Genomic DNA, 24,748 nt, shown 5'->3' with positions numbered 1-24,748 from the left:
AAATGCAATAGTCGATCGCATTTACCAGCCTACTTACTTCGCCCGCACCACCAACACCGAACAAGGAGCCTCAGCCACAACCTCCGCACTCACCGAACCCTCCAAAATGCGCTTTAAACCAGTCAAACCCCGACAGCCGATCGCAATTAAATCCGCCTTATAGATATGAGCCAAACGGACAATTTCTTCTGCAGGTTGTCCCGAAACAATCTCCAATTCGCTCTGGCAAGGCAACTTTTCCTGATAAGATTGCAGTAACTTCTCCACCTCTCGGTAAGCAATCTCATCTCCCTGAGCGTGAGGTCGATCGACAACCGCGTCAAAATCCGACCTACCAGAACTGACAACATGAACTAGAATCACCTTTGCCGCCGGTTCTAGCTGAAATTGTCCTACAACTTGCAATACCTGAGTCGCTAACTCTGAATTGTCGATCGCTACCAAAACAGTATTCAATACCATGCACCTTTAAATTTCAGATATTTAGACTTTAAATTTTTCGTTGATTGTCGCCTACTTTCGACAATTTCGCGCTTCCCACCAACATCATTATTACCTACCCCGAAACCCGGTTTCTTAACATAATTGCGTCATTTCAGCAAGATTCTGGAAGAAACCGGGTTTCTTAAGCCCGCAGTGCGTAACTCGGTAGGTGCAAATAAACTGGGTCGCTTGTCACAGAATGTAAAGCTACCATAATCGCAAGAGAATTGCTTCCTTTCATTGCATTTCACTCGCTTTTGACTACCTATGTATTTTGCCGATCGCCCATCTCAAATTTACCATCTAAAACTCACCCTTTCCCTCATTTTCAGTCCGTAGCCGCACCGAATCAGCGTGAGAAGGAAGCCCCTCTGCTTCGGCCAAAACATTAATCGCCCTACTCACCTTCTTAAGTGCTGCAGGCGAATATTGAATCAAACTCGAATGCTTCATAAAAGTTTCGACACCCAGCGGCGACGCATAGCGCGGAGCCCCAGAAGTCGGCAAAGTGTGATTCGGGCCAGCCAAATAATCACCTACAGCTTCCGGCGTCGAGCAGCCCAAGAAAATCGCCCCAGCGTGGCGAATTTGGTCGAGCAAAGCCCAGGGATCTGCAACTTGCAATTCCAAGTGTTCGGGCGCAAACTCGTTAGAGAGTTCCGCCGCCGCTTTGAGCGAGTCAACTACCACGACTAAACCATAGTTGGCGATCGCCTTTTCTGTTAAAGTTCGGCGCGGGTGATTTGCCAACTGTCTGTCTACCTCAGCCACCACCTTCCTAGCCAGCACCGAATCCGCCGTCAGCAAAATTGCCGACGCCATCGAATCGTGCTCAGCTTGAGCCAACATATCCGCAGCCACGTGTACAGAATTTGCCGAACCATCCGCAATAATCAACACTTCCGACGGGCCAGCCAGAGAATCAATTCCCACAGTCCCGTAAACCAGTTTTTTAGCCAGGGTGACGTAAATATTCCCCGGCCCAGTAATTAAATCCACCTTCGGAATAGTTTCCGTACCGTAGGCCAAAGCCGCGATCGCCTGCGCCCCGCCTACCCGATAAATCTCATCAACTCCCGCTTCCTGAGCCGCTACCAGCACCGCAGGATTCATTTTCTTCTCCTGTCCGGGGGGAGTACACATCACCAGTCTCGGCACCTTGGCGACCTTCGCAGGAACCGCATTCATGATCACCGAGCTTGGATAGGACGCCTGACCGCCAGGAATGTAGATTCCCGCTCGATCGACCGGCGTGTAGCGCTTGCCCAAAACAATCTCGTCATCACCAAACTGCACCCAAGACTTGGGTACGCGCTGTCGGTGAAACGCCTCTACCTGTTTGCAAGCCAGCCGGATGGCATTTAATAATTCTTTTGACACCTGCTGGTAAGCAGCATCCAATTCGGCGCCTGTCACCCGTAAATCTTCCACATTTAGGGTCATGCGGTCAAATTCAGCAGTGTAGTGCAGCACAGCCTGATCGCCTCTGCGCCTTACAGCTTGCAGCACCTCCCGCACGGTGGCTTCTTTGTGAACGACAAGTTCGTCATGGGTGCGATCGCAGATCCGTCGCAGTTCAGCTTGTGCCTCAACCCACTGAGTAATGATTCGCAGCATGGAGATTAGGAATGCCGTCTATAACTTCACTAACATTTGCTTGACAATTGGGGATTTTTGTGGCTATCTCCTAGAGAAGTAGGCCACCACCAGTCCACAAGCTTAAACCGCGATAGCCGCGGCATTTTCCAAGGCTTCAGTGCAGCGTTTAAATCTCTGTCGAGGATTTTGCAACACTGAGGACAAGTCACAACCTTCTGCTACACAAAACTTGGCTAAACTTATTTAAGTCTCACCATTCAATCAGGATTGCTCCTGAAGGGTCTGCTTCCTGTTTCACCCAAGGGAGTCGGCTCCTTCTTGTCCACAGGCGTTAATTCGGGTGTAGCCCACCCTAATTGAGTTAATTTTAGTTGAAGCTTTTAGCCATGAGTCATCCAATATTTTCAACCCATTTAACGAAACGCGGACTCCCGTTCGACCTTGTAATAGGCTGGTCAGTTTTGACTTGCACGCTGGTTTACTCTCCCAGATAATTAAGCCTTTGTTTTCGGCACTGATGTAATCATACCGCCCCGAATGTTAACCATTCAAGTTAAGTATGACTAATTTTAGTAAACTTTTTGGCTATGCAAGTCCAACTCTAGGAATTGCCCGCCAGAGAACCGGTTGCGGAGGGAGAGGGCTCGAACGCAGAGGGGGAGAGTGTCCGACCCCGATAATATCCGAGAGGGAGAGTGTTCGAGGGGGAGAATTTTGATTCTGCCTTCTACCTTCTACCTTCTGATCCGGCTGTCTTCTACCTTCTACCTTCTACCTTCAGCTTTTTACCTTCTACCTTCGGTAAGTGCTTCTTGCCGAAGCCCAAATAACCCGTATTCTTTGTTATAGCTTAACTTGGATTTTTCAGAGAATTGGATTTTAAGCAAAATAGGTGCTATATTAGTTTTTCCAACACCTGATAATTTTTTTATAAAAAAACGCCAAATTATTGTATACTTGAAAATTGCGCGCAAGAAACCGTGACTTTAACTCGTGACGGTGGAAACACCGCAAAACGCCTCTGTAAAACCCGTGTCATACCTTTGGGTATTGTCAGGGGTAAAGAACAGGCAGTTAAATGAGTCAATAAAAAATTATTGCGCGGGCGTCGCCAAAAAGTAGCCACAGACTCAGCTCAATCTGAGCCAAGGGAGAGTGGCTGTCTCACTCCGCCATTAAAAATCAAGCTTTTTGCGGATAGCTCCCGAAAAGGTTGTCCTTCAAAATCCCCGTGTCTTGGGACTGTCTTGAGACTAGGGTGTATCAATGAATACCTACTTCCAGCAACTGAACTATGGCAAATATTAAGTCCGCCGTCAAACGAGTCAAAATCGCCGAACGTAACCGCTTGTACAACAAATCTTACAAGTCAGCGGTCAAAACTTTGATGAAGAAGTATTTCGCGGCCGTAGACAAGTACGCCGCAGCTCCGAGCCCGGAATTAATGCAAGAAGTCCAGCAGCGAATGTCTGAGGCATACAGCAAAATTGACAAAGCTGTCAAAAAAGGTGTACTCCACCGCAACAACGGCGCTCGTAAAAAGTCCCGCTTGGCAAGAACCCTCAAGCCACACGAAACATCCTCGGTAGCGTCTTAAGGAAGCAGAAAGTTCTGCAACGAAGCAGTGTACAAGATTGAAGGGATGGATGTTGAGGGAAGAAGTCAAGCGTGAAGAAGTCAAGCGTGAAGAAGGAAGAAGGAAGAAAGAAGACGGAAGATTTTTCCCGCACACTCTCTGCCACTCCCACTCCCAGACTCTTTCACTCCCCCCTCGCCCTATCCCACCAGGACTCTCCCGTATCACCTCTAATCTGCTTCCCCCATGCAGCTCATCGACACTCACGTTCATATCAACTTTGAAATCTACAAATCTGAGTTAGAAGCCATTCGAGAACGCTGGCGCGAAGCTGGTGTAGTTCGGCTGGTTCATTCTTGTGTAGAGCCAGAAGAGTTTGTCGGCATTCAAGCAATCGCCAACCAGTTTGCAGAAGTGTCGTTTGCGGTTGGACTCCACCCCCTAGATGCCGAGAAGTGGAAAGACGAGACTGCCAGCAAGATTAGGGAATTAGCAAGTTCGGACTCTAGGGTAGTGGCGATCGGCGAAACCGGACTGGACTTTTATAAAGCTGACGATCGAGAACACCAGTTTAAAGTGTTTGAGGCACAGCTTGAAATCGCCCAGGAACTTGACAAACCAGTCATTATCCACTGTCGCGACGCCGCCGCCCCAATGGCCGAAATGCTGAGGAACTTTTGGCAAACACGCGGGCCAGTGCGCGGGGTCATGCACTGCTGGGGAGGCACACCCGAAGAAACCCAGTGGTTTTTAGACCTAGGTTTCTACATTAGTTTTAGCGGAACAGTCACCTTTAAAAAAGCCTTGCAAATACAAGAATCAGCTTGTATGGTAAATAGCGATCGCATCCTAGTCGAGACAGATTGCCCTTTTCTCGCCCCCGTACCCCAGCGGGGAAAACGCAACGAACCAGCCTACGTCTACTACGTAGCCGAGCAAGTTGCTAAATTGAGAGGAGTTTCTCTCTTAACTCTGTCCCAGCAGACAACCGAAAATGCCTGTCAGCTATTCGGCTTTTCTGTTTAGTTATAGCAGAACAGAGAAACGAGGAAAACAGGTTGATTTAGGAGCCAGCGATCGGGACAATCCCATTTATATCCTGCCAGAAAAACCGGATTCATCCTTTATTGGAGATTCTTTTGGCGTTGCCTGTTGCGATCGGATTTGCGTCCTATAATAAAAAGAACCGACCGATCGGGCGTTGGCTTAGTCTCCACGACTGCGATGTCGCCCGGAAACTACCAACACAACGCGAGTACGCTAACCTTCGGGATCGGTCAAAACTTCACGCAATACCTCAAACTTACACACTCAAACTTACACATCAGAAGAAACTTGGAACCTCAGCAATTTGGCAATAGCTGTCAAGTCAATTTTAGGAGTCAAAAGTGTAGGGAATTAACCCCGGGATACCACGAGATCAGAGCTAAAAGCATCTCGATCGAAACTAAAATCCGCACAAAAATACTGCGAGCCACCAGCAAAAATAACCGTTGCATCAGTTGGCAGGCGATCGAAAACATCATATAAATTCTCTCACACAATCCATCAAAAAAACGCAACAAGGTAAAAAAGCCCAGCCTTGGCGCCATGTAAAAAGCTAGAGCCACTGCGGAAAAAGGACACCCATGACCACTAAAGATTACACAGAATTCGCCTTCACCTTGCCCGATTTGATCGAAATCCAGCGGGCAAGTTTTCGCTGGTTTCTAGAAGCCGGGCTGATCGAAGAACTCGACAGCTTCTCCCCGATTACAGACTACACGGGCAAGCTGGAACTCCACTTCATGGGCAAAGACTTCAAACTCAAGCGCCCCAAATATGATGTGGACGAAGCAAAGCGCAGGGACAGCACCTACTCGGTGCAAATGTACGTCCCCACCCGCCTAATTAACAAAGAAACAGGGGAAATCAAAGAACAAGAAGTCTTCATCGGCGACTTGCCCCTGATGACCGAGCGCGGCACTTTCATTATCAACGGCGCCGAACGGGTGATTGTTAACCAAATCGTGCGTTCCCCCGGCGTGTACTACAAATCGGAAACCGACAAAAACGGTCGCCGTTCCTATAACGCCTCGCTCATCCCTAACCGTGGCGCGTGGCTCAAGTTCGAGACAGACAAAAACGATTTAGTCTGGGTCAGAATCGACAAAACCCGCAAACTCTCAGCCCAAGTGCTGCTCAAAGCCCTCGGACTCACAGACGGCGAAATCTACGACTCACTCCGCCACCCGGAATACTTCCAAAAAACGATCGAGAAAGAAGGACAATTCGGCGAAGAAGAAGCTTTGATGGAGCTCTACCGCAAACTACGTCCCGGTGAACCCCCCACCGTGGCGGGCGGCGAACAGCTCCTCAACTCGCGCTTTTTCGACCCCAAACGCTACGATTTGGGCCGAGTCGGCCGGTACAAACTCAACAAAAAATTGCGCTTGACAGTCCCCGATACCACGCGGGTGCTGACATCGCAAGATATCTTGACGGCGATCGACTACTTAATTAACCTCGAATTCGACATCGGCTCCACCGACGACATCGACCACTTAGGCAACCGTCGCGTCCGCAGTGTCGGAGAACTGCTGCAAAACCAAGTGCGCGTCGGACTCAACCGCTTAGAACGGATCATCCGCGAAAGAATGACCGTCTCGGATGCCGACTCCCTCAGCCCCGCTTCTCTGGTCAACCCCAAACCGCTGGTAGCAGCAATCAAGGAATTCTTCGGTTCCTCCCAGCTATCGCAGTTCATGGATCAAACCAACCCTCTGGCAGAACTGACTCACAAACGTCGGCTTTCGGCCTTGGGCCCTGGAGGTCTGACTCGCGAGCGCGCCGGGTTTGCAGTACGGGACATTCACCCGTCCCACTACGGCCGGATTTGCCCGATCGAAACACCAGAAGGCCCCAACGCCGGTCTGATCGGTTCCTTGGCAACCCACGCCCGCGTCAACCCCTACGGCTTCATCGAAACTCCTTTTTATCCAGTAGAAAAAGGACGGGTGCTGCGCGACAAAGCCCCTGTTTACATGACAGCCGACGAAGAAGACGATTTGCGCGTGGCGCCCGGAGACATCAGCCTCGACGAAAACAACAACCTCTTGGGCGAAACAGTAGCCGTCCGCTACCGCCAAGAGTTTACTACCACCACTCCGATGCAGGTGGACTACATGGCGATTTCGCCCGTGCAAATCGTCTCCGTAGCGACATCGCTGATTCCGTTCTTGGAACACGACGACGCCAACCGAGCTCTGATGGGATCGAATATGCAGCGGCAAGCTGTGCCGCTACTGAAACCAGAACGGCCCCTCGTCGGTACGGGCTTAGAAGCTCAGGCCGCCCGAGATTCCGGGATGGTTGTGGTTTCCCGGATCGACGGCGAGGTGATTTACATCGACGCTACCCGGATTATTGTCAAACCCCTGGCTGTAGATGCCGAATCGAATTCCAGCGAAGAACATTTCCTGATTAAGGAATACGACGATCTCAAAGTCAAACAGCCCTCGGTTTGGAAGCAAAAATATGCTGGCTGCATCGAACACGAACTGCAAAAATATCAGCGCTCTAACCAAGATACTTGTTTAAACCAGCGTCCGCTGATTTATGAGGGCGATCGAGTTGTAGCAGGTCAAGTGCTCGCCGACGGTTCCTCCACCGAAGGGGCAGAACTCGCTCTGGGCCACAACATCCTCGTAGCTTATATGCCTTGGGAAGGCTACAACTACGAAGACGCGATGCTAATTAGCGAGCGTTTGGTGTACGAAGATGTCTACACTTCGATCCACATTGAAAAATACGAAATCGAAGCCCGTCAAACTAAACTCGGCCCCGAAGAAATCACCCGCGAAATTCCTAACGTCGGCGAAGACGCGCTGCGTCAGCTAGACGAACAGGGGATTATCCGCAAAGGTGCTTGGGTAGAAGCCAGCGACATCCTAGTCGGCAAAGTCACCCCCAAGGGCGAATCCGACCAACCGCCGGAAGAAAAACTGCTGAGGGCAATCTTCGGCGAAAAAGCCCGCGACGTGCGCGACAATTCCCTCCGCGTCCCTAACGGCGAAAAAGGCCGCGTGGTGGATGTGCGGGTGTTTACCCGCGAACAGGGCGACGAACTGCCCCCCGGCGCCAACATGGTCGTCCGCGTCTACGTAGCTCAAAAGCGCAAGATTCAAGTCGGCGACAAAATGGCCGGCCGCCACGGAAATAAGGGTATTGTGTCCCGGATTTTGCCGATGGAGGATATGCCTTATTTGCCCGACGGAACTCCCGTTGACATAGTGCTCAATCCCTTGGGCGTGCCGTCGCGGATGAACGTGGGTCAGATTTTTGAGTGCTTGCTGGGATGGGCGGGCGAAAATCTGTCGATGCGGTTCAAGATGGTGCCTTTTGATGAAATGCACGGCGCTGAAAAGTCGCGCGAAACCGTACACGGCAAGCTACAGGAGGCACGCGAAAAAACCGGCAAGCCTTGGGTGTTTAATGAAAAGCACCCCGGTAAGACTATTGTCTACGATGGCCGAACTGGGGAACCGTTCGATCGCCCGATCACAGTCGGCATCGCCTATATGCTGAAGCTGGTTCACTTGGTAGACGATAAGATCCACGCCCGTAGCACAGGCCCTTACTCGCTGGTAACGCAGCAGCCTTTGGGCGGCAAAGCGCAGCAGGGGGGTCAGCGGTTCGGAGAAATGGAAGTCTGGGCGCTGGAAGCGTTCGGCGCCGCTTATACTTTGCAAGAGTTGCTGACTGTGAAGTCGGACGATATGCAGGGGCGGAATGAAGCGCTGAATGCGATCGTCAAAGGCAAAGCTATTCCGCGCCCCGGTACGCCGGAATCTTTCAAGGTGCTGATGCGGGAGTTGCAGTCTTTGTGCTTGGATATTGCTGTGCACAAGGTGAATACGTCCGACGAGGGCAGCGAGCACGTTGAGGTGGATTTGATGGCAGATGCTGGGGGCAAGCGATCGCCCTCCCGGCCTACTTACGAATCGCTTTCTCGTGACGAACTGGACGAGGATTAGGCATTAAAGATTTTAGATTAAAGATTAAAGATTTTTTGACAGCATTCAATTCTTTAATCTTTAATCGGCAATCTCAAATTAAAATGCCTCAGCAGTGGTACGAACACTGCTGAGGCGAATCAACGCTCTAAACAGGAGAGACGCTGAACATGAATATTGTAACAGTTGTCCCAGGAATTCAAGGAGAAGTTGACCGGGCGACGGGCTGTATTAATTGGCAAGGGAGCAAGTTTGGCAACGGTTACGCGCGCAAGTGGATCGATGGCAAAACAGTATTAGTCCACCGTTTAGTCCTCGAATCGAAAATAGCAGGGTTCCTCGGTTCCGGTTATTTTGGTTGCCATACCTGCGACAATCGAAGCTGCATCAACCCGGCACATCTGGTAGTAGGTACTGCTGCTGAGAATACCGGGCAGATGATTGGGCGCGATCGCAAAACTCCCAGACGCAAAAGTATTCCCGGTATTGGTAAACTATCGATCGCACAACTACGGGAAATTCAGACTAAATATTTATCTGGAACCATCAAGAACCACCTAGCAAAAGAGTATGGAGTACAACATGAAACTATTACTAAGATACTTCAGACAAATATTCCCGATAACTTCACTACAGTTTCACCCAATTTTTTAGGAGAAATTCAAGACAGCGGCTGCATCATTTTCTCAGGTGGAAAGGATGGTCAAGGTTATGGCAGATACTGGAAAAATGGGAAATTAAAATCAGTTACCCGTGCTGTTTTAGCCGAGAAATTAGGATATGAACTTCCGACTTCGATGGATGCTTGTCATACCTGCGACAATCCCAGTTGCATCAATCCAGAACACCTTTGGGCAGGTACTCGCACTCAAAATTTGTTAGATGCTTCTAAGAAAGGACGCACTCAAGGAAAAAGTCATCCTCTTTCCAATGCCAAATTAGATTGGGAAAAGGTGCGAGAAATTCGACAAAAGCTAGCAGCAGGAGAGAGGATGAAGGATGTAGCACAGGAATACAGTGTCGGCCGCAAAACCATACACGATATTAAATATCACGTCACTTGGAAGGAAGCAGGCGAAGAGGTTCCAGTTCCTCGCATGGGTGGATATCTTGATCGAAAATTGACTTTCGAGCAAGCTCTTGAGGTACGAAAAAGGATTAGAGATAGAGAATCAATCTCTAAAATAGCTGATGACTTAAAAGTATCCTCAAGTGTTATCTATGATATTAAAAATAATATCACATATAAAGGAGTAGAAGAGTGATTTAAACCTAAAACAAGCACAGAAAAAAGATAAACCACCCCAAATAATCTACTGTAAATTATCAATTGGAGTCAAGAATGGCTAAAATAGAACAACGCTTTGATTACGTCAAGATCGGGTTAGCTTCACCCGAAAGAATTCGACAGTGGGGAGAGAGGACTTTACCCAACGGTCAGATAACTGGAGAGGTGACAAAACCAGAAACAATTAATTATCGCACGTTAAAACCTGAAATGGATGGCTTGTTTTGCGAGCGCATTTTTGGGCCTGCAAAAGATTGGGAATGTCATTGTGGGAAGTACAAACGAGTTCGCCATAGAGGCATTGTTTGCGAAAGATGCGGTGTTGAAGTCACTGAATCTCGCGTCCGCCGCCATCGCATGGGATTTATCAAATTAGCGGCTCCCGTAGCTCACGTTTGGTATCTCAAAGGTATCCCGAGTTACATGGCAATTCTGTTAGATATGCCGCTCCGAGATGTCGAACAAATCGTTTATTTCAATGCCTACGTGGTCCTAAATGCAGGTAATGCAGAAAAGCTGCAATACAAGCAATTGCTCACAGAAGATGCTTGGCTGGAAATAGAAGACGAACTTTACAGCGAAGATTCCACACTCACAGGTGTAGAAGTGGGGATTGGTGCTGAAGCTTTGCAAGTTTTGCTGCAAAATATTCCGCTAGAAAGTGAAGCGGAAAAGTTGCGGGAAGATATTGCCAATGCTAAAGGTCAAAAACGGGCAAAGTTAATTAAACGCTTGCGGGTAATTGACAACTTCATCGCTACGGGTTCTCAACCCGATTGGATGGTGCTCAATGTGATTCCGGTGATTCCCCCCGACTTGCGGCCGATGGTGCAGTTAGACGGCGGGCGTTTTGCAACGAGCGACCTCAACGACCTTTACCGAAGAGTCATCAACCGCAATAACCGCTTGGCTAGACTCCAAGAAATTCTGGCGCCGGAGATTATCATCCGCAACGAAAAGCGGATGCTGCAAGAAGCTGTGGATGCGCTGATTGACAACGGTCGCCGGGGCCGGACAGTGGTGGGGGCAAACAACCGCCCGCTGAAGTCGCTGTCGGACATCATTGAAGGGAAACAAGGTCGCTTCCGGCAAAACTTGCTGGGGAAACGGGTTGACTACTCCGGGCGTTCGGTGATTGTGGTGGGGCCGAAACTGAAAATTCATCAGTGCGGTTTACCGAGGGAGATGGCGATCGAACTTTTCCAGCCTTTCGTCATCCACCGCCTGATCCGCCAAGGATTAGTCAACAACATCAAAGCTGCCAAAAAACTGATTCAGCGCAACGATCCCAGTGTTTGGGACGTGCTTCAGGAGGTGATTGAAGGACACCCGGTGATGCTGAACCGGGCGCCGACGCTGCACCGTTTGGGGATTCAAGCCTTTGAGCCGATTTTGGTGGATGGCAGGGCAATTCAACTTCACCCGCTAGTCTGTCCCGCTTTTAACGCTGACTTTGACGGCGACCAAATGGCGGTGCACGTGCCTTTGTCTCTGGAATCTCAGGCGGAAGCGCGGTTGCTGATGCTGGCTTCTAACAACATTATGTCGCCGGCTACTGGGAGACCGATCGTTACTCCTTCTCAAGATATGGTGCTCGGTTGCTATTACTTGACAGCCGAAAATCCTGATGCTCAAAAAGGAGCCGGTCACTATTTCTCCAACCTCACCGACGCAGTTGTAGCTTACGAGCAAGGAGTTGTTGATTTGCATTCTTATGTGTGGGTGAGGTTTCAAGGCGCTATCGAAAACACTGAACCGGAGGGAGAACCGCTGAAGGTCGAACGCTCTACCGACGGTATAGTGACGAAAGAATACAAGTTCCGCCGGGTTCGGGAAGACGGAGAGGGCAAGGTGATCAATCAATTCATTCGCACTACTCCGGGCCGGATTATCTATCACCAAACTATTGAGTCGGTGATTAATAATTAGGAGGTAATGGGTAATGGGTAGTGGCTAATAACTGATAAGTAATCGCTAATAAATAATGGTGATTGAAGTTAGAAAAGTTACCCATTGCTGCTTACTAATTACTAATAAATACAGTTGAGTTAAGGAGAGTGAGAGTGAAATGTTGCGGGGTTTGTTCAAGGAGTGTCCAACCTGTGTACTACTGCCCTCTGCCTCCTGCCTCCTGCCTCCTGCCTCCAAACCAATTACCAATTACTACTACTACTCAGAAAAATGACAGAAAATAAGGAAATTGTTTTTCGCAATCGAGTTGTTGACAAAGGTCAGCTCAAAAAATTAATCTCTTGGTCTTTCATGCACTACGGAACGGCCCGTACAGCGCAAATGGCCGATAAACTCAAAGACCTGGGTTTCCGGTTTGCGACACGAGCAGGGGTTTCGATTAGCGTGGATGATTTGCAGGTGCCGCCATCAAAACGATCGCTCCTAGATGCAGCCGAAGAAGAAATCCGCATCACCGAGCAAAAATACACCAGAGGCGAAATCACCGAAGTCGAACGCTTCCAAAAAGTAATTGATACCTGGAACAGCACATCAGAAGACCTCAAAGACGAAGTAGTCAAAAACTTCCGAGCCACAGACCCCCTAAACTCCGTCTACATGATGGCCTTCTCCGGAGCACGGGGAAACATCTCCCAAGTCCGGCAGCTAGTCGGAATGCGCGGATTGATGGCAGACCCCCAAGGCGAAATCATCGACTTGCCAATTAAAACCAACTTCCGCGAAGGACTCACCGTCACCGAATACATCATCTCCTCCTACGGCGCGCGCAAAGGCTTGGTAGATACAGCGTTGCGGACGGCAGACTCAGGCTATCTTACACGTCGCTTAGTCGATGTATCCCAAGACGTAATAGTCCGGGAAGTGGACTGCGGCACCCAGCGGGGAATTCGAGTACGGCCCATGACGGACGGAGCAACAGTGCTCATACCGCTGAAGGACAGGCTGCTGGGGCGGGTGTTCGCCAGGGATGTGGTGCACCCCAAAACCGGGGAAATCGTGTCTTACGGCGAGGAAAAAGCTGTCCGAAATCAGCCAATTACTGAGGAGTTGGCGACGGAAATTGGTAATTCTGGGGTGGGGGAGGTGTATTTACGATCGCCCCTGACTTGCGAATCTACCCGATCCGTATGCCAGCACTGCTATGGCTGGAGTCTCGCCCACTTGAAAATGGTGGACATGGGAGAAGCGATCGGCATTATTGCAGCTCAGTCGATCGGCGAACCCGGAACCCAGCTCACCATGCGTACCTTCCACACCGGCGGCGTATTCACCGGAGAAGTCGCGAAACAAGAACGCGCCCCCTTCCCTGGCGTAGTGAAATTCAAGAACTTGCGTACTCGCTCGTTCCGCACCAGACACGGCGAAGAAGCACTGGTGGCAGAAAACAACGGCAAACTTGTATTTGAGGGCGACGGATTTGAAGAAGGGAAATCCGGGGCTAAGAATCAAAAACTGAAAATCGAATTGGCGATCGTTCAGGGTTCTACTCTGATGGTGAAAGACGGACAGCGCGCCATTCCCGGTCAAGTTTTGGCAGAAGTGCCGATCGTCGGTCGCGCAGCCCGCAAAACTACGGAAAAAGTGACTACAGACGTGGCTTCCGACTTAGCCGGAGAAGCCAAATTTGCTGATTTGGTGCCAGAAGAAAAAACCGACCGCCAAGGGAACACAACCCGCACAGCCAGCAAAGGCGGGCTGATTTGGATTCTATCGGGAGAAGTCTACAACTTGCCCCCCGGCGCGGAACCAGCAGTGAAAAATGGCGATCGCATTCCGGCCGAAAGCGTGATTGCCGAAACCAAACTCATCTCCGAACACGGCGGCGTAGTCCGCATCGCTGACCCCAGAGAAATCGAAATAATCACCGCCCAAGTCCTGCTCGACCAAGCAGTCGTGCGAGCCGAAAGTGCAGGCGGCCGCGACCACTACACGATCGAAACAGCTTCCAAACAGCGGTTTTCCCTCAAGACGGCTCCTGGGAGCAAGGTGATTAACGGGGAAGTCGTCGCCGAACTGCTCGACGACAGCTACCGCACAGCTACAGGGGGGATTGTCAAATACGGCGGAGTCGAAGTCCACAAGCGCGGCAAAGCTAAACTTGGCTACGAAGTCGTCAAGGGCGGCACCCTGCTGTGGATACCAGAAGAGTGCCACGAAGTCAACAAAGATATCTCTCTGCTGCTGGTGGAAGACGGCCAGTACGTTGAGGCCGGTACAGAAGTCGTTAAGGATATTTTCTGCCAAACCAGCGGGGCAGTGGAAATCACTCAGAAAAATGACATTCTGCGGGAAATTGTGATTAAGCCGGGGACGCTCCATGTGGTTGACCGCCCGCCGCTAACTTTGGGGGAAGGTCAAATTGTCAACGCGGGTCAGGAGATTTTCCCAGGCTTGGTTGCCGAGGAGTTGGGCTATGCGGAGTATATCGAAACTCCCGAAGGGCCGGCTTTGTTGCTGCGGCCTGTGGTGGAGTTTCCGGTGCCGGATAAGCCTCCCGTGCCTTCTCAGACAGCCCTGAATGAGTCGATTTCTTTGAAAGCGGTGCAGCGGCTTCCTTATAAGGATGGGGAGCGCGTCAAGTCTGTGGAGGGATTGGAACTGCTGCGGACTCAGCTTATTTTGGAAATTGGTTCGGGAGCTCCGCAACTGGCGGCGGATATCGAGCTGTTGCCGGATGAGGAGGATGCTGCGGCTTTTGGGGCGGATGGTTCTGGGCCGGCTTGGGGTTCGCCTGAAGATGTTAGTGCGTCGCAGGAGTTGGCGATGCCTCTGGCTGATGGGGGCGATCGAACCTCCAAGACTTTCCGCTTGCAGCTAGTAATTTTGGAATCGCTGGTGATTCGGCGGGATGTCTCCGCTGACCCCACCCAAGGCAGCACTCACACGCGGCTGTTGGTCGAAGATGGACAGTCGATCGCCCCCGGAGCCGTAGTCGCCCGCACCGAGATTCTCTGCAAAGAAGCCGGTATCGTTCGAGGCATCCGCGAGGGCCAGGGCGAACCAGTGCGCCGACTCTTGGTGATGCGAGATGCCGATTCTATTTCCATTTCTGTGGCCGGCACCCCCGATGTCAGTCCCGGTCAACTGCTGGTGGCTGGTACGGAAATAGCTCCCGGAGTTATTCTCGAAGAGTCGGGCCAAGTTGTGAAAGTTGTACCCGCATCCGAGACAGAACCCGCCAAACTTGTGCTCAGGGTAGCTCGCCCTTACCGGGTTTCGGCCGGTGCAGTCCTGCACGTAGACGACGGCGACCTAGTGCAGCGGGGCGACAACCTAGTGATTCTCGTGTTTGAGCGGGCAAAGACTGGAGATATCATTCAGGGTTTGCCTCGGATTGAGGAACTTCTGGAAGGACGGAAGCCCAAGGAAGCCTGTATTTTAGCCAAGCGGCCCGGCACAGCTCGCGTAGTTACAGATGACGATGTTGTGGAACTGGCGGTGATTGAGGATGATGGCCGGATTGAGGAGTATCCTTTGTTGCCCGGTCAAAACCCGATCGTTTCCGACGGACAGCGCGTAGGCGTCGCCGAAGCTTTGACCGATGGGCCTGCGAATCCTCACGAAATTCTGGAGGTGTTCTTCCACGTACTTAAGGAGCGGCAGTCTACCTTTGAGGCGGCTTTGGAGAGTTTCCAACAGGTGCAGACGTTTTTGGTGAACGAGGTGCAGTCGGTTTATCAGTCTCAGGGCGTGGATATTTCTGACAAGCACATCGAGGTGATTGTCCGGCAGATGACCAACAAAGTCAGGATGGAAGATGGCGGCGATACTACCATGCTCCCTGGCGAGTTAGTGGAGTTGCGGCAGGTAGAGCAGGTGAACGAAGCCATGTCAATTACTGGTGGAGCGCCGGCGGACTATACTCCCGTGTTGCTGGGGATTACTAAGGCCTCGCTGAATACTGATAGCTTCATCTCCGCTGCTTCCTTCCAGGAGACTACGCGGGTGTTGACTGAGGCTGCGATCGAAGGTAAGTCTGACTGGCTGCGGGGCCTGAAGGAAAATGTCATCATCGGCCGCCTGATTCCTGCGGGTACTGGGTTCAATGCCTATGAGGATGCTGGGGTTCAGGATGCGGGTTTTGATGGTGCTGTGTTTGATGATGACATCCACGATTTGCAGGAGGATGTTGTACTTGACGATCGAACTGCGCGTCGCGCTTATACGATCGAGAGCGGCTATGAGATTGGCCGCGGGGCCGATCTTGAGCCTGATGAGGATTTTGAGGAGGTTGAGGTTGATGAGGATGAGTTTGTCGCTGAGACTGAGGATGATGCTTTGGGACCTGATGTTGATGATGAGGATGATATTGGTTTTGACTTCGATGAGGATGAGGACTAATCGTAGTTTTGAGGCTGCATGAAGTGAGTGAACAGCGTTGCGCGGGGCGATCGAATAATTTCGTTCCACGGTCGCCGCACACTCCTATTTCACTCGTCATAAAAATCTCAAATTTGTCCTCACAAATTACAAGTCCGAACTCATAGCATTGTGCGATCGGACATCGAAAGGAAGAAGGAAGAAGGAAGATTCAGAGTTTAAGCAAACTTTGTAAATAAGAGAGTTTTAATTGTTTGTTGGTTCCAACAAACAATTCTTTCTTCCTTGTTCCTTTTTCCTTCTTCCTTCTTATTCCTTCTACATATATGGTTCACTCAATCAGGCAGCAAAGCCTTGATTTGATTAACAAACTCTTGATGGTCTACCACAGGTTTAGAGATGTAACCGTCGGCACCGCTTTGATCCAGAAATGTTTCTTTATCACCGGCCATCGCGTGAGCAGTCACCAAAATAATCGGCAGCGAGGCCGTTTGCGGGTCAGCTTTGAGCAGTTGAGTAATCTTAATGCCGTCAACAGATTTGCCCTGGTACACGCTGCGCGAAAGAGACACATCCATTAAAATCAAATCAGCTTCGCCGTTGGCAGCAATCTGCATCACCTCTTCAACATTTTCCGTGTGCTTTACGGCTAAGCCCCCCCGCTTAGTCAGAATTTTGGAAAAAACCCGAGCATTAACCAAATCGTCCTCTACAATCAGAACGGTTTTCATAAATAAATATGGGAAGTATAGAAACTTTGTGACTTTAGTCCAAAGAGGAACACGGCACGGGGACTACATCCCCGTCAAAAATGCAGAGTTTTTAGCGCCATCAGCCGGGAACCCTGCAAAACCCGTATGTATATCCTTGAGCCACTAGCTGTGAGAGGGTTTACAGATGCTTAGAAGCATCCAGTACCATCATTTAGACTACTACACACAGACAGTTTAGTTCTTTTTTATAACTAGACCTGGAACTGGTGAGAGTCTCAAGATTCTCAGGTAGCAGGTTTCTAGTACAATCCAGGACGGATGGACGACGCCTCGAAACCGGGTTTTTGATCGTTTCGGCGGGCTATAACGAACTCTTGCTATGAAAAAACCCGGTTTCTGACTACCCGTGCGTCCTGGACTTATAGTACCCTCTGTTTCGGTCAAGCCTTCGGCTTCTACCATTTTAGATTTTAGATTTTAGATTTTAGATTTTAGATTTTAGATTTTAGATGGGAACTGATTGACTGGATATCCGTTTGGAACACGGGCCTACAGTTGCATTATTTTTTGAACTGGTATTAGATTCGGGAATGTGTGATAATTATTTTCCTTCCTTCTCATTAGAATCAAGCCATGTTTATTCACATACTCCCGTCGCCACAGCCTTTGAAGTAGCGAATATAGCGGGGATTGTTGGAGATTCCTAATACTCAGTTTTAACCCCTCAAAACGGCTGAAAATATCGACGCTTGCGTTCATCAAGGGGATGTCAGACTAGGAGATATCGCCAGGAGAGCTTTTGACTGATGCAATTCATCAATATCGGCATTTTTGACACTCTCAGCGAGTCCGGGCCACGCTCTATGGTTGAATAAGCCCAAAAATTGGACTTCCCTCATCAGAAAAAATGGGTAGACACCCCGTGCTTCTAGCACGGCTTTATATTTTTGATTTACTACCGCCTTGGGATTGGTTAACGGGAGTGTACTTTTGTATTGCACTTTCAACGGGACAATTACCGCTTCCAATCTTCCAATCCTGTACGCATAGTATTTTGCACGGGTTGTGCCTCCCATGAATGGGGTAATGTTAGCTTCGACAATGTTTCGAGAGCTTGTTAGACCTGCAACACTGTTCCTGTTACCTTAGAACTGTTTAATTGCTTCGGACAGAGCAGGGGACTAGCTACGCATCCACAGGGTGTCGTGACTCTCAAAACGTAGGCAATTAAGCCTTAGTCTGGTCAGTACGGCTTGCCAGATTTCTCTTGCAAGCCCCGTGTCTTTAGACCGGGGTTACTGACAGTCCAGTCGCCTCTACACGATCAGAACAAGTACCAGTACCAGAGGTATTCCAATTCCGCTTACTTTTCTTTTGTAATACTTTCGGAGTCCATCACGCTTGCCAAAATACGGTAAGCTCGATCGTCTACCATTGCTGCTTGATCCACGCTACGGCTGTACCGAGACGAGATCAATCTGGGGTTTCTCCTGAAGAGAATATTTCTTCGTGTAGATGGTTATTCCTAATTGCAATTAAATTCTATCATGGATTGACGGGGACTCAAGTCCCTCGTGATGCTTTCCTAGGAAGAGCTACAGCCTCACTACGTTCTGAGTTTCTGGCATTCCGTGTTCTCCTGTGAATCAACCTTCTCACGGCAGAAGGTAAATAGACAGGTAGGCGCAAATGAAGGCAACATAGAGGTTAGGGTAAGAGTGGAGAGTAAGAGGCAAGTGTTGCCCGTCTTCGGGACTCTGATTCTGCTTTCACAAGTTAAGTTTATTTTTATTCTTCAACTGGGCGGTTGGGTCGAACTTTCGGTTCGCCTGCTGCAAAGGCTTTTAAATCGAGACAGGGAACCTCGGCATTATTGACAGAGGCTGTTTTCACTCAGGAATTAACGGACACAAAGACTCATGGCTAAACAACTCAACCTACTTTCCGGGCAAGTAATTTCTACGCCTCTGCACGCCGAGATGCAGCAATCGTACCTCGAATATGCCATGAGTGTGATCGTCGGGCGAGCTTTGCCTGATGTCCGCGACGGTTTAAAACCTGTTCACCGTCGAATTTTATATGCGATGCACGAACTCGGTCTGACGCCAGACCGACCTTACCGTAAGTGCGCCCGGGTTGTTGGAGATGTTTTGGGAAAATATCACCCCCACGGCGACCAATCGGTTTACGACGCTCTGGTACGCATGGTTCAGGAGTTTTCGAGCCGCTATCCTTTACTGGCGGGTCACGGCAATTTCGGTTCGGTGGACAATGATCCGGCGGCTGCTATGCGCTATACGGAAACGAGGCTAGCACCGATCGCCCACGAAGCTATGCTAACCCAAGTCGGCGATGCAACTGTTGATTTTACTGCTAACTTTGACAGTTCCCAGCAGGAACCGACGGCGCTGCCTGCTCAGTTGCCGTTTCTGTTACTCAACGGCTGTACGGGCATTGCTGTGGGGATGGCAACTAATATCCCGCCGCACAATTTGGGGGAGGTGGTAGACGGTTTAATTGCTTTGATTGAAAACCCGGAACTATCCGACGAGAAGTTGATAGAACTGATTCCAGGCCCGGATTTTCCAACCGGAGGGGAAATCGTCGCTACAGAGGGCATTGTTGACGCCTACACTAAGGGTCGAGGCAGCATTGCGGTCAGGGGTGTGGCCGGGGTGGAAGAAGTGCCTGGTAATCGCAAGGTGCGTACTAAAACGGCGATCGTGGTGACGGAGTTTCCGTTTCAGGTAAATAAGGCGGCTTGGATTGAAAAGGTGGCGGAGTTGGTCAATGCTGGCCGCCTCGACGGTATTTCTGATTTGCGTGACGAGAGCGATCGCGAAGGCATTCGAGTGGTGATTGAACTCAAGCGGGAATTTACCCCAGAAGCGGTTCTCGCTCGTCTTTATCAACAAACTGACCTACAAACAAATTTTGGCGCGATTTTGCTGGCAATTGTCAACGGTCAACCGCGACAGTTGACGCTGAGACAATTGTTGCAAGAATTTCTGGATTTCCGGGAAGTGACTCTTACCCGCCGCTACAATTACGAGTTGCAAGCTGCAGAACGCCGATGTCACATTGTCCAAGGCTTAATGTTGGCTTTGACAAATCTCGATACAGCGATCGACATTCTCAGAAATTCTCCTGACGGCTCTACTGCTAAGCAAACTTTACAAGTTCGCCTCAATTTGAGCGAAAGTCAAGCTGATGCGATTTTGGCGATGCCTATGCGTAGGCTGACTGGTTTGGAAAGGCAAAATTTGCAGTCTGAGTTTGATGAGTTGATGGCTAATATTCAAGAATTGCAGCGGTTGTTGAGCGACAGGCGTGAACTTTTGAAGGCTTTAAAGAAGGAATTTCGATCGCTCAAACGCAAGTACGCTGACCCCCGCCGCACTAAATTGGCCAATGGAACTGCACGCGCAGCAAACGCCGAATCACAATTTTCTGGCAAGAAAAATTCTGCGGTGAAGCAGTTGTCGCCGGCAACAATTCAGCCTAACTTATTGCCCGTTCTAGAGGCAGAGGAAACTATAGTTGAATTTTCGCACAAGCAGTACGTGCGACGCTTGCCGCCTGGGGAAAAACCACGCTCGAAAAGTCGCGAAAAATCGGTTTCAGCTTTAGAAAAAAATGAAGATTTTATTGTGACGGCAAATCTGACGAAAACCGATCGCACTTTGGTCATCTTAACTCCTAACGGCAAAGCTTACCCGCTGAAAGTGGCCGATATTCCTAGTAGTAGCGCCAAAGACCGGGGAACGCCGATCGTTAGTTTGTTGTCGCCAAGTGCTACTAAAGAAAGTGCCGGTCGCGCTTTGTCGGAAATCACAGTTGCACACTTTATTTTGCCGGAAAATTCGGAAGCGGCAGATTTAGTAACTCTGACTCAGCAAGGGAAAATTAAGCGCTTGCCGATGCAGGAATTTGCTGATTTGACTAATCGTGGCGTTACAGTTGTTAAACTCAAGGAGGACGATCGGCTGCGCTGTGCGAGTCTGGCTAAAGTCGGCGAGCAAGTGGCGATCGCAACTTCAGGAGGCCGAGTCCTTCGGTTTGAGATTGATGATGAACAACTGCCGCCAATGGGCCGCGCGGCCCAGGGTTCTCAAGTAACCAGGTTGCGGAAGCAGGAAGAGTTGGTGGGTTGCATCACTCTCGACGCGAACGACAGTCTGGTGCTATTTTCCGAGTTGGGTTGGGCAAAACGAATGCCTGCAGGTTCTGTCAGACTTACTAACCGGGGCGAAATTGGCACTCAAGCTTTTCGTTTCTCAGAGCCTAAAGATGCTTTAGTTGGCTTGCTGCAGGCTGTTCCGGGTACGGATGTCAAACTTTTTACTAATTCTGGCCGCCTGCTGCGATCGACTATTGATGCTATAGCTTTTTGGGGGAAAGATGCTGCGGGCGATCGAGTTTTTGACCTCAATCCAGGTGAAAAAATTATCAAAGTTATCAGCAGTCAATAGTCATTAGTCATTGGTCATTATTCGCTGTGCCTCGATTGAGACTTGGCCTTGTTGCCTTCGAGCGTCTACGTCCAATTCTATTCCCCATTCAGCCTTGTTCCCAGGCTCTGCCTGGGAATACATACCCGGAGGCTCTGCCTCCAATTCCCCAATCTAAAATCTAAAATCTAAAATCTAAAATTGTTTAATGGCGCAAGTTGTATTAGAAAATATCTACAAAAGTTTTCCGCTCCGCCAAGGAGAACAGGAAAAAGAAGCAAACACCGTCGCAGAAAGTGTCTCGCCTATAGCCGATCGCCCTTCGTCTAACAGCGTTTTGCGGCGCATTAACCTAACGGTCGAAGACGGGGAATTCATGGTGCTGGTGGGGCCTTCTGGCTGCGGAAAAAGCACTTTGCTGCGATCGATCGCCGGTTTGGAAGTTTTGACTGCCGGCAATATTTGGGTTGGCGATCGGCTCCTTAACGATTTGCCTCCTAAAGACCGAGATATCGCTATGGTATTTCAAAATTATGCTCTCTATCCTCACTTAACAGTTTACGATAATCTCGCCTTTGGATTGCGCCGCTCGGAAAGGGAGAAGGAAGAAGGAAGTTCGGCAACGGATTCTGTAACGGATGTAACGGATGTAACTGATAGAAGGAAGAAGGAACAAGGAACAAGGGAAAAGGGAGCAGCTAGAAGGAAGCAGCTAGAAGGGAGCAGAGAGAAGGGAGAAGAGACAGAAAAAGAAAAAGGAAGCAGGGAGAAGGCAGAAAAAATCAGGAATCAGGTAAAAGAGCTTATTAATTATTTAGCTTCTAATACTTTAAACAACGAGCGAATATATGCTTTATGGGAGGATTTTTTGGTAGGAGCGACTCGCAAGTTGCCTCCGGGTTTGCGCTACTTGTCGGAACGGGAAAAGGCTGTAGGAAAAAGAGTGCGGGAGGTAGCTGAATTATTGCAAATAGAATCTCTTTTAAATCGCTTGCCGAAACAACTTTCGGGAGGGCAAAAGCAGCGGGTAGCTTTGGGTAGGGCGATGGCTAGAAATCCTGAAGTTTTTTTGATGGACGAACCGTTATCGAATCTGGATGCGAAATTGAGGGCCCAAACGAGATCGCAAATTGTGCAGTTGCAGCGACAGTTGGGAACTACAACTATTTATGTAACTCACGACCAAACTGAGGCGATGACTATGGGCGATCGGATTGCTATTATGAAGGTCGGCCAGATTCAGCAAGTAGCTCAACCTCTAGAGCTTTACAATAAGCCGGCTAATCTGTTTGTTGCTGAGTTTATTGGTTCTCCGCCGATGAATTTCTTGTTGGTGGAATTTAGTGCCCCCTTGTTGATTTCTCACCCGCAATTTCGCTTTACTTTACCCGATATTTGGGCAAAAAGTCTACAACAATATGACGGGCGAGGGCTAATTTTGGGCATTCGGCCGGAACATCTGAGCATTAACCCTCCGGCTACCAAAAATATTTCGGTACAAGTGGAAATTGTAGAGGCTTTGGGACACGAAACTTATTTGGGAGTTTGTTTGACGGATGCTCCGGCCGTGCGGATGCAAGTGCGGGTTCCTCCGGAGCGATCGATCCGAGTTGGCGAGGAGCTTTGGTTGGCCATCGCCCATGACAAGATTCACTTGTTCGACCCTGATACCGAGTTGGCTATTTTTCCTCGTTAGGCAAAATCATCAAGGTCGATCGACCGTTGTGACCGATATCACTAATCACAAGCTTGCATTTTTTTCAAGGAATGTTATATTTATTTACATAAGCCTTACACAAGTTAACGAAAGGAGTTCGCACTATGCAAGAACAAAAACGCAACGCTTGGAACTGGGGCTTCAGCGAAGGAGCCGAAAATTGGAACGGTCGTTTCGCTATGATTGGCTTTTCTGCCGCTGTCATCATCGAATTGGTTTCCGGTCAAGGTCTGCTTCACTTTTGGGGCGTGATGTAATTTTCTAGTTAAGATTTTTGTGCCAATGCAAAGCTTGGGAGTTCCGTTACGGACTCCCAAAATTTTGACAGCGCGATTTGGGCCACAAATAGCCAATTGCTCCCTGCAGTTAGCAGCACAAAATTTAACAGCTATAGCTCAAACCGGGTCGGGGGGTTCCCCCCCCAAAAGAGTGATAATCACTCTTTCGGGTGATGCTAGCAAATTACTCTAGCGGATATATTCTTTTAAGATGCTGTTCCGGTTGGGATGGCGCAACTTCCGCAGGGCTTTAGCCTCGATTTGGCGAATCCGCTCGCGGGTGACGTTAAAGATTTGACCAATTTCCTCCAAGGTCTTCATCCGTCCGTCATCTAAGCCGTAACGCAGTCGCAGTACATCCCGTTCGCGGGGGCTGAGAGTATCCAAAACGCTTTCCAAATCTTCCCTGAGCAAGTTTTTCGAGACTTGATCTTCTGGCGTTTCCCCGTCAGATTCAATAAAGTCTCCCAGACGCGAGTCTTCCTCTTTGCCGATCGGAGTTTCTAGAGAGATGGGCAACTGTGCGGACTTAGCAATGAACCGCAACTTCTCGATCGTCATCTCCATCTTAGTGGCGATTTCTTCTTCCGTAGGCTTGCGGCCCATTTCCTGAGACAGGAGTTTGGTAGTTTTCTTGATCCGCGAAATGGTTTCGTAAAGGTGAACCGGCAGGCGGATAGTGCGGGATTGGTCGGCAATTGCTCGGGTGATGGCCTGACGTATCCACCAAGTTGCGTAGGTAGAAAACTTGTAGCCTTTTTCATGATCGAATTTTTCAGCGGCCCGGATCAGACCCAAAGAGCCTTCCTGAATCAAATCTTGGAAAGACAAACCGCGATTCATGTATTTTTTGGCGATCGACACCACCAAACGCAGGTTTGATTGCACCATTTTCTCCTTGGCCCGACGGCCGACGTGGAGTCGGTGACGGAATGCAGGAAGTGCCATATCTACAGCATTAGCCCATTCGCTGTCTTTGGGTTCGCGGTTATACTCTTCGAGCAGTTGTTCTCGAACTCGCTCTAATTCCAGCAAATCTGCAATCTTGCGCGCTAGTTCAATCTCTTCGTCAGCTCGCAGCAATCGAATCCGACCGATTTCTTGCAGGTAAAGACGAATAGAGTCTTCAGTATAATGCTTTTTCTTTGCCTGTGCCCGACGGCGGGCTTTGGCGCCTTTGCCAGATTTAGGGTCTTCCTCAGATTGAGAGTCTAAGAATTCTTCTCGATCGTCTTCTTCGTCGATAAAGAGTTCCAACTCGCTCTCAGGTAGAACGCTTTCGGCGCCCCGAAGCAACTCGAGTGTTTCCATTTCCGGTGTAATTGTGGTTGCGAGTACGGTGTTAGCCTGGATCATGC

At 49.6% G+C, this 24,748-nt stretch carries 14 protein-coding genes; 10 read left to right on the top strand and 4 right to left on the bottom strand.

The genetic code is table 11. The annotated features are described in order from the left end of the window. Positions 1–33 precede the first annotated feature (33 nt). Both QUB04_RS09290 and hisD read right to left on the bottom strand, forming a co-directional pair. Positions 34–462: a universal stress protein gene (locus tag QUB04_RS09290; protein ID WP_333283536.1), complete on the bottom strand. Its 429-nt coding sequence runs from the start codon at positions 460–462 to the stop codon at positions 34–36. Positions 463–786: 324 nt separating this feature from the next. Next, positions 787–2,100, bottom strand: coding sequence for a histidinol dehydrogenase (gene hisD / locus QUB04_RS09285; RefSeq protein WP_333283534.1), 1,314 nt, complete (start codon positions 2,098–2,100; stop codon positions 787–789). A 1,276-nt stretch (positions 2,101–3,376) separates the two neighbouring features. Between hisD and rpsT the strand changes: the two genes are divergently transcribed. From rpsT to QUB04_RS09250, 7 genes are all read left to right on the top strand, one after another. Beyond that, on the top strand, positions 3,377–3,679 hold the full coding sequence (gene rpsT / locus QUB04_RS09280) for a 30S ribosomal protein S20 (RefSeq protein WP_333066838.1): 303 nt from the start codon (positions 3,377–3,379) through the stop codon (positions 3,677–3,679). A gap of 225 nt (positions 3,680–3,904) precedes the next feature. Continuing rightward, entirely contained in the window at positions 3,905–4,684 is a 780-nt protein-coding gene (locus tag QUB04_RS09275; RefSeq protein ID WP_333283533.1) for a TatD family hydrolase, read from the top strand. Beyond that, positions 4,653–4,835: a hypothetical protein gene (locus QUB04_RS09270; RefSeq protein WP_333283531.1), complete on the top strand. Its 183-nt coding sequence runs from the start codon at positions 4,653–4,655 to the stop codon at positions 4,833–4,835. Before QUB04_RS09275 ends, QUB04_RS09270 begins: the two co-directional genes overlap by 32 nt. Positions 4,836–5,286: 451 nt before the next feature. Next, positions 5,287–8,673: a DNA-directed RNA polymerase subunit beta gene (rpoB, locus tag QUB04_RS09265; RefSeq protein WP_333054817.1), complete on the top strand. Its 3,387-nt coding sequence runs from the start codon at positions 5,287–5,289 to the stop codon at positions 8,671–8,673. Positions 8,674–8,822: 149 nt separating this feature from the next. After that, positions 8,823–9,917 carry an HNH endonuclease gene (locus QUB04_RS09260; protein WP_333283529.1) on the top strand — a complete coding sequence of 365 codons (1,095 nt, stop codon included), beginning with the start codon at positions 8,823–8,825 and terminating at the stop codon, positions 9,915–9,917. A gap of 77 nt (positions 9,918–9,994) precedes the next feature. Then, positions 9,995–11,869: a DNA-directed RNA polymerase subunit gamma gene (locus tag QUB04_RS09255; RefSeq protein WP_333142354.1), complete on the top strand. Its 1,875-nt coding sequence runs from the start codon at positions 9,995–9,997 to the stop codon at positions 11,867–11,869. A gap of 252 nt (positions 11,870–12,121) precedes the next feature. Then, complete coding sequence (locus QUB04_RS09250; RefSeq protein ID WP_333283527.1) at positions 12,122–16,252, top strand: DNA-directed RNA polymerase subunit beta''; 4,131 nt, start codon at positions 12,122–12,124, stop codon at positions 16,250–16,252. A 314-nt stretch (positions 16,253–16,566) separates the two neighbouring features. Here the strand turns inward: QUB04_RS09250 and QUB04_RS09245 are convergent, their stop codons facing one another. Beyond that, on the bottom strand, positions 16,567–16,962 hold the full coding sequence (locus QUB04_RS09245; RefSeq protein WP_006632892.1) for a response regulator: 396 nt from the start codon (positions 16,960–16,962) through the stop codon (positions 16,567–16,569). A gap of 1,901 nt (positions 16,963–18,863) precedes the next feature. Between QUB04_RS09245 and QUB04_RS09240 the strand changes: the two genes are divergently transcribed. The 3 genes from QUB04_RS09240 to QUB04_RS09230 all read left to right on the top strand — a co-directional run bounded on the left by QUB04_RS09240 (position 18,864) and on the right by QUB04_RS09230 (position 23,369). Further along, complete coding sequence (locus QUB04_RS09240) at positions 18,864–21,416, top strand: DNA topoisomerase (ATP-hydrolyzing) (protein WP_333283525.1); 2,553 nt, start codon at positions 18,864–18,866, stop codon at positions 21,414–21,416. Positions 21,417–21,603: 187 nt separating this feature from the next. Beyond that, complete coding sequence (locus QUB04_RS09235; protein WP_333142350.1) at positions 21,604–23,091, top strand: ATP-binding cassette domain-containing protein; 1,488 nt, start codon at positions 21,604–21,606, stop codon at positions 23,089–23,091. A gap of 125 nt (positions 23,092–23,216) precedes the next feature. After that, positions 23,217–23,369 carry a chlorophyll A-B binding protein gene (locus tag QUB04_RS09230; RefSeq protein WP_190735352.1) on the top strand — a complete coding sequence of 51 codons (153 nt, stop codon included), beginning with the start codon at positions 23,217–23,219 and terminating at the stop codon, positions 23,367–23,369. Positions 23,370–23,579: 210 nt separating this feature from the next. Here QUB04_RS09230 and rpoD read toward each other — a convergent pair whose 3' ends face one another. Next, a complete protein-coding gene (gene rpoD / locus QUB04_RS09225) occupies positions 23,580–24,746 on the bottom strand; it encodes an RNA polymerase sigma factor RpoD (RefSeq protein ID WP_333142349.1) in 1,167 nt (388 codons plus the stop codon). Positions 24,747–24,748 lie beyond the last annotated feature (2 nt).

Source organism: Microcoleus sp. D2_18a_B4 (assembly GCF_036702475.1).
In the GTDB taxonomy this organism is placed as follows: domain Bacteria; phylum Cyanobacteriota; class Cyanobacteriia; order Cyanobacteriales; family Microcoleaceae; genus Microcoleus.
Note: the sequence above shows the minus strand (reverse complement) of the source record. Positions and strands in the feature narration are given on the sequence as shown.

Bases quoted from the DNA above. Each gene is read 5' to 3' on its own strand.
- QUB04_RS09290 (WP_333283536.1), bottom strand. From the start codon at position 462: ATGGTATTGAATACTGTTTTGGTAGCGATCGACAATTCAGAGTTAGCG.
- hisD (WP_333283534.1), bottom strand. From the start codon at position 2,100: ATGCTGCGAATCATTACTCAGTGGGTTGAGGCACAAGCTGAACTGCGA.
- rpoB (WP_333054817.1), top strand. From the start codon at position 5,287: ATGACCACTAAAGATTACACAGAATTCGCCTTCACCTTGCCCGATTTG.
- rpsT (WP_333066838.1), top strand. From the start codon at position 3,377: ATGGCAAATATTAAGTCCGCCGTCAAACGAGTCAAAATCGCCGAACGT.
- QUB04_RS09275 (WP_333283533.1), top strand. From the start codon at position 3,905: ATGCAGCTCATCGACACTCACGTTCATATCAACTTTGAAATCTACAAA.
- QUB04_RS09240 (WP_333283525.1), top strand. From the start codon at position 18,864: ATGGCTAAACAACTCAACCTACTTTCCGGGCAAGTAATTTCTACGCCT.
- QUB04_RS09245 (WP_006632892.1), bottom strand. From the start codon at position 16,962: ATGAAAACCGTTCTGATTGTAGAGGACGATTTGGTTAATGCTCGGGTT.
- QUB04_RS09255 (WP_333142354.1), top strand. From the start codon at position 9,995: ATGGCTAAAATAGAACAACGCTTTGATTACGTCAAGATCGGGTTAGCT.
- QUB04_RS09235 (WP_333142350.1), top strand. From the start codon at position 21,604: ATGGCGCAAGTTGTATTAGAAAATATCTACAAAAGTTTTCCGCTCCGC.
- QUB04_RS09270 (WP_333283531.1), top strand. From the start codon at position 4,653: ATGCCTGTCAGCTATTCGGCTTTTCTGTTTAGTTATAGCAGAACAGAG.
- QUB04_RS09230 (WP_190735352.1), top strand. From the start codon at position 23,217: ATGCAAGAACAAAAACGCAACGCTTGGAACTGGGGCTTCAGCGAAGGA.
- QUB04_RS09260 (WP_333283529.1), top strand. From the start codon at position 8,823: ATGAATATTGTAACAGTTGTCCCAGGAATTCAAGGAGAAGTTGACCGG.
- QUB04_RS09250 (WP_333283527.1), top strand. From the start codon at position 12,122: ATGACAGAAAATAAGGAAATTGTTTTTCGCAATCGAGTTGTTGACAAA.
- rpoD (WP_333142349.1), bottom strand. From the start codon at position 24,746: ATGATCCAGGCTAACACCGTACTCGCAACCACAATTACACCGGAAATG.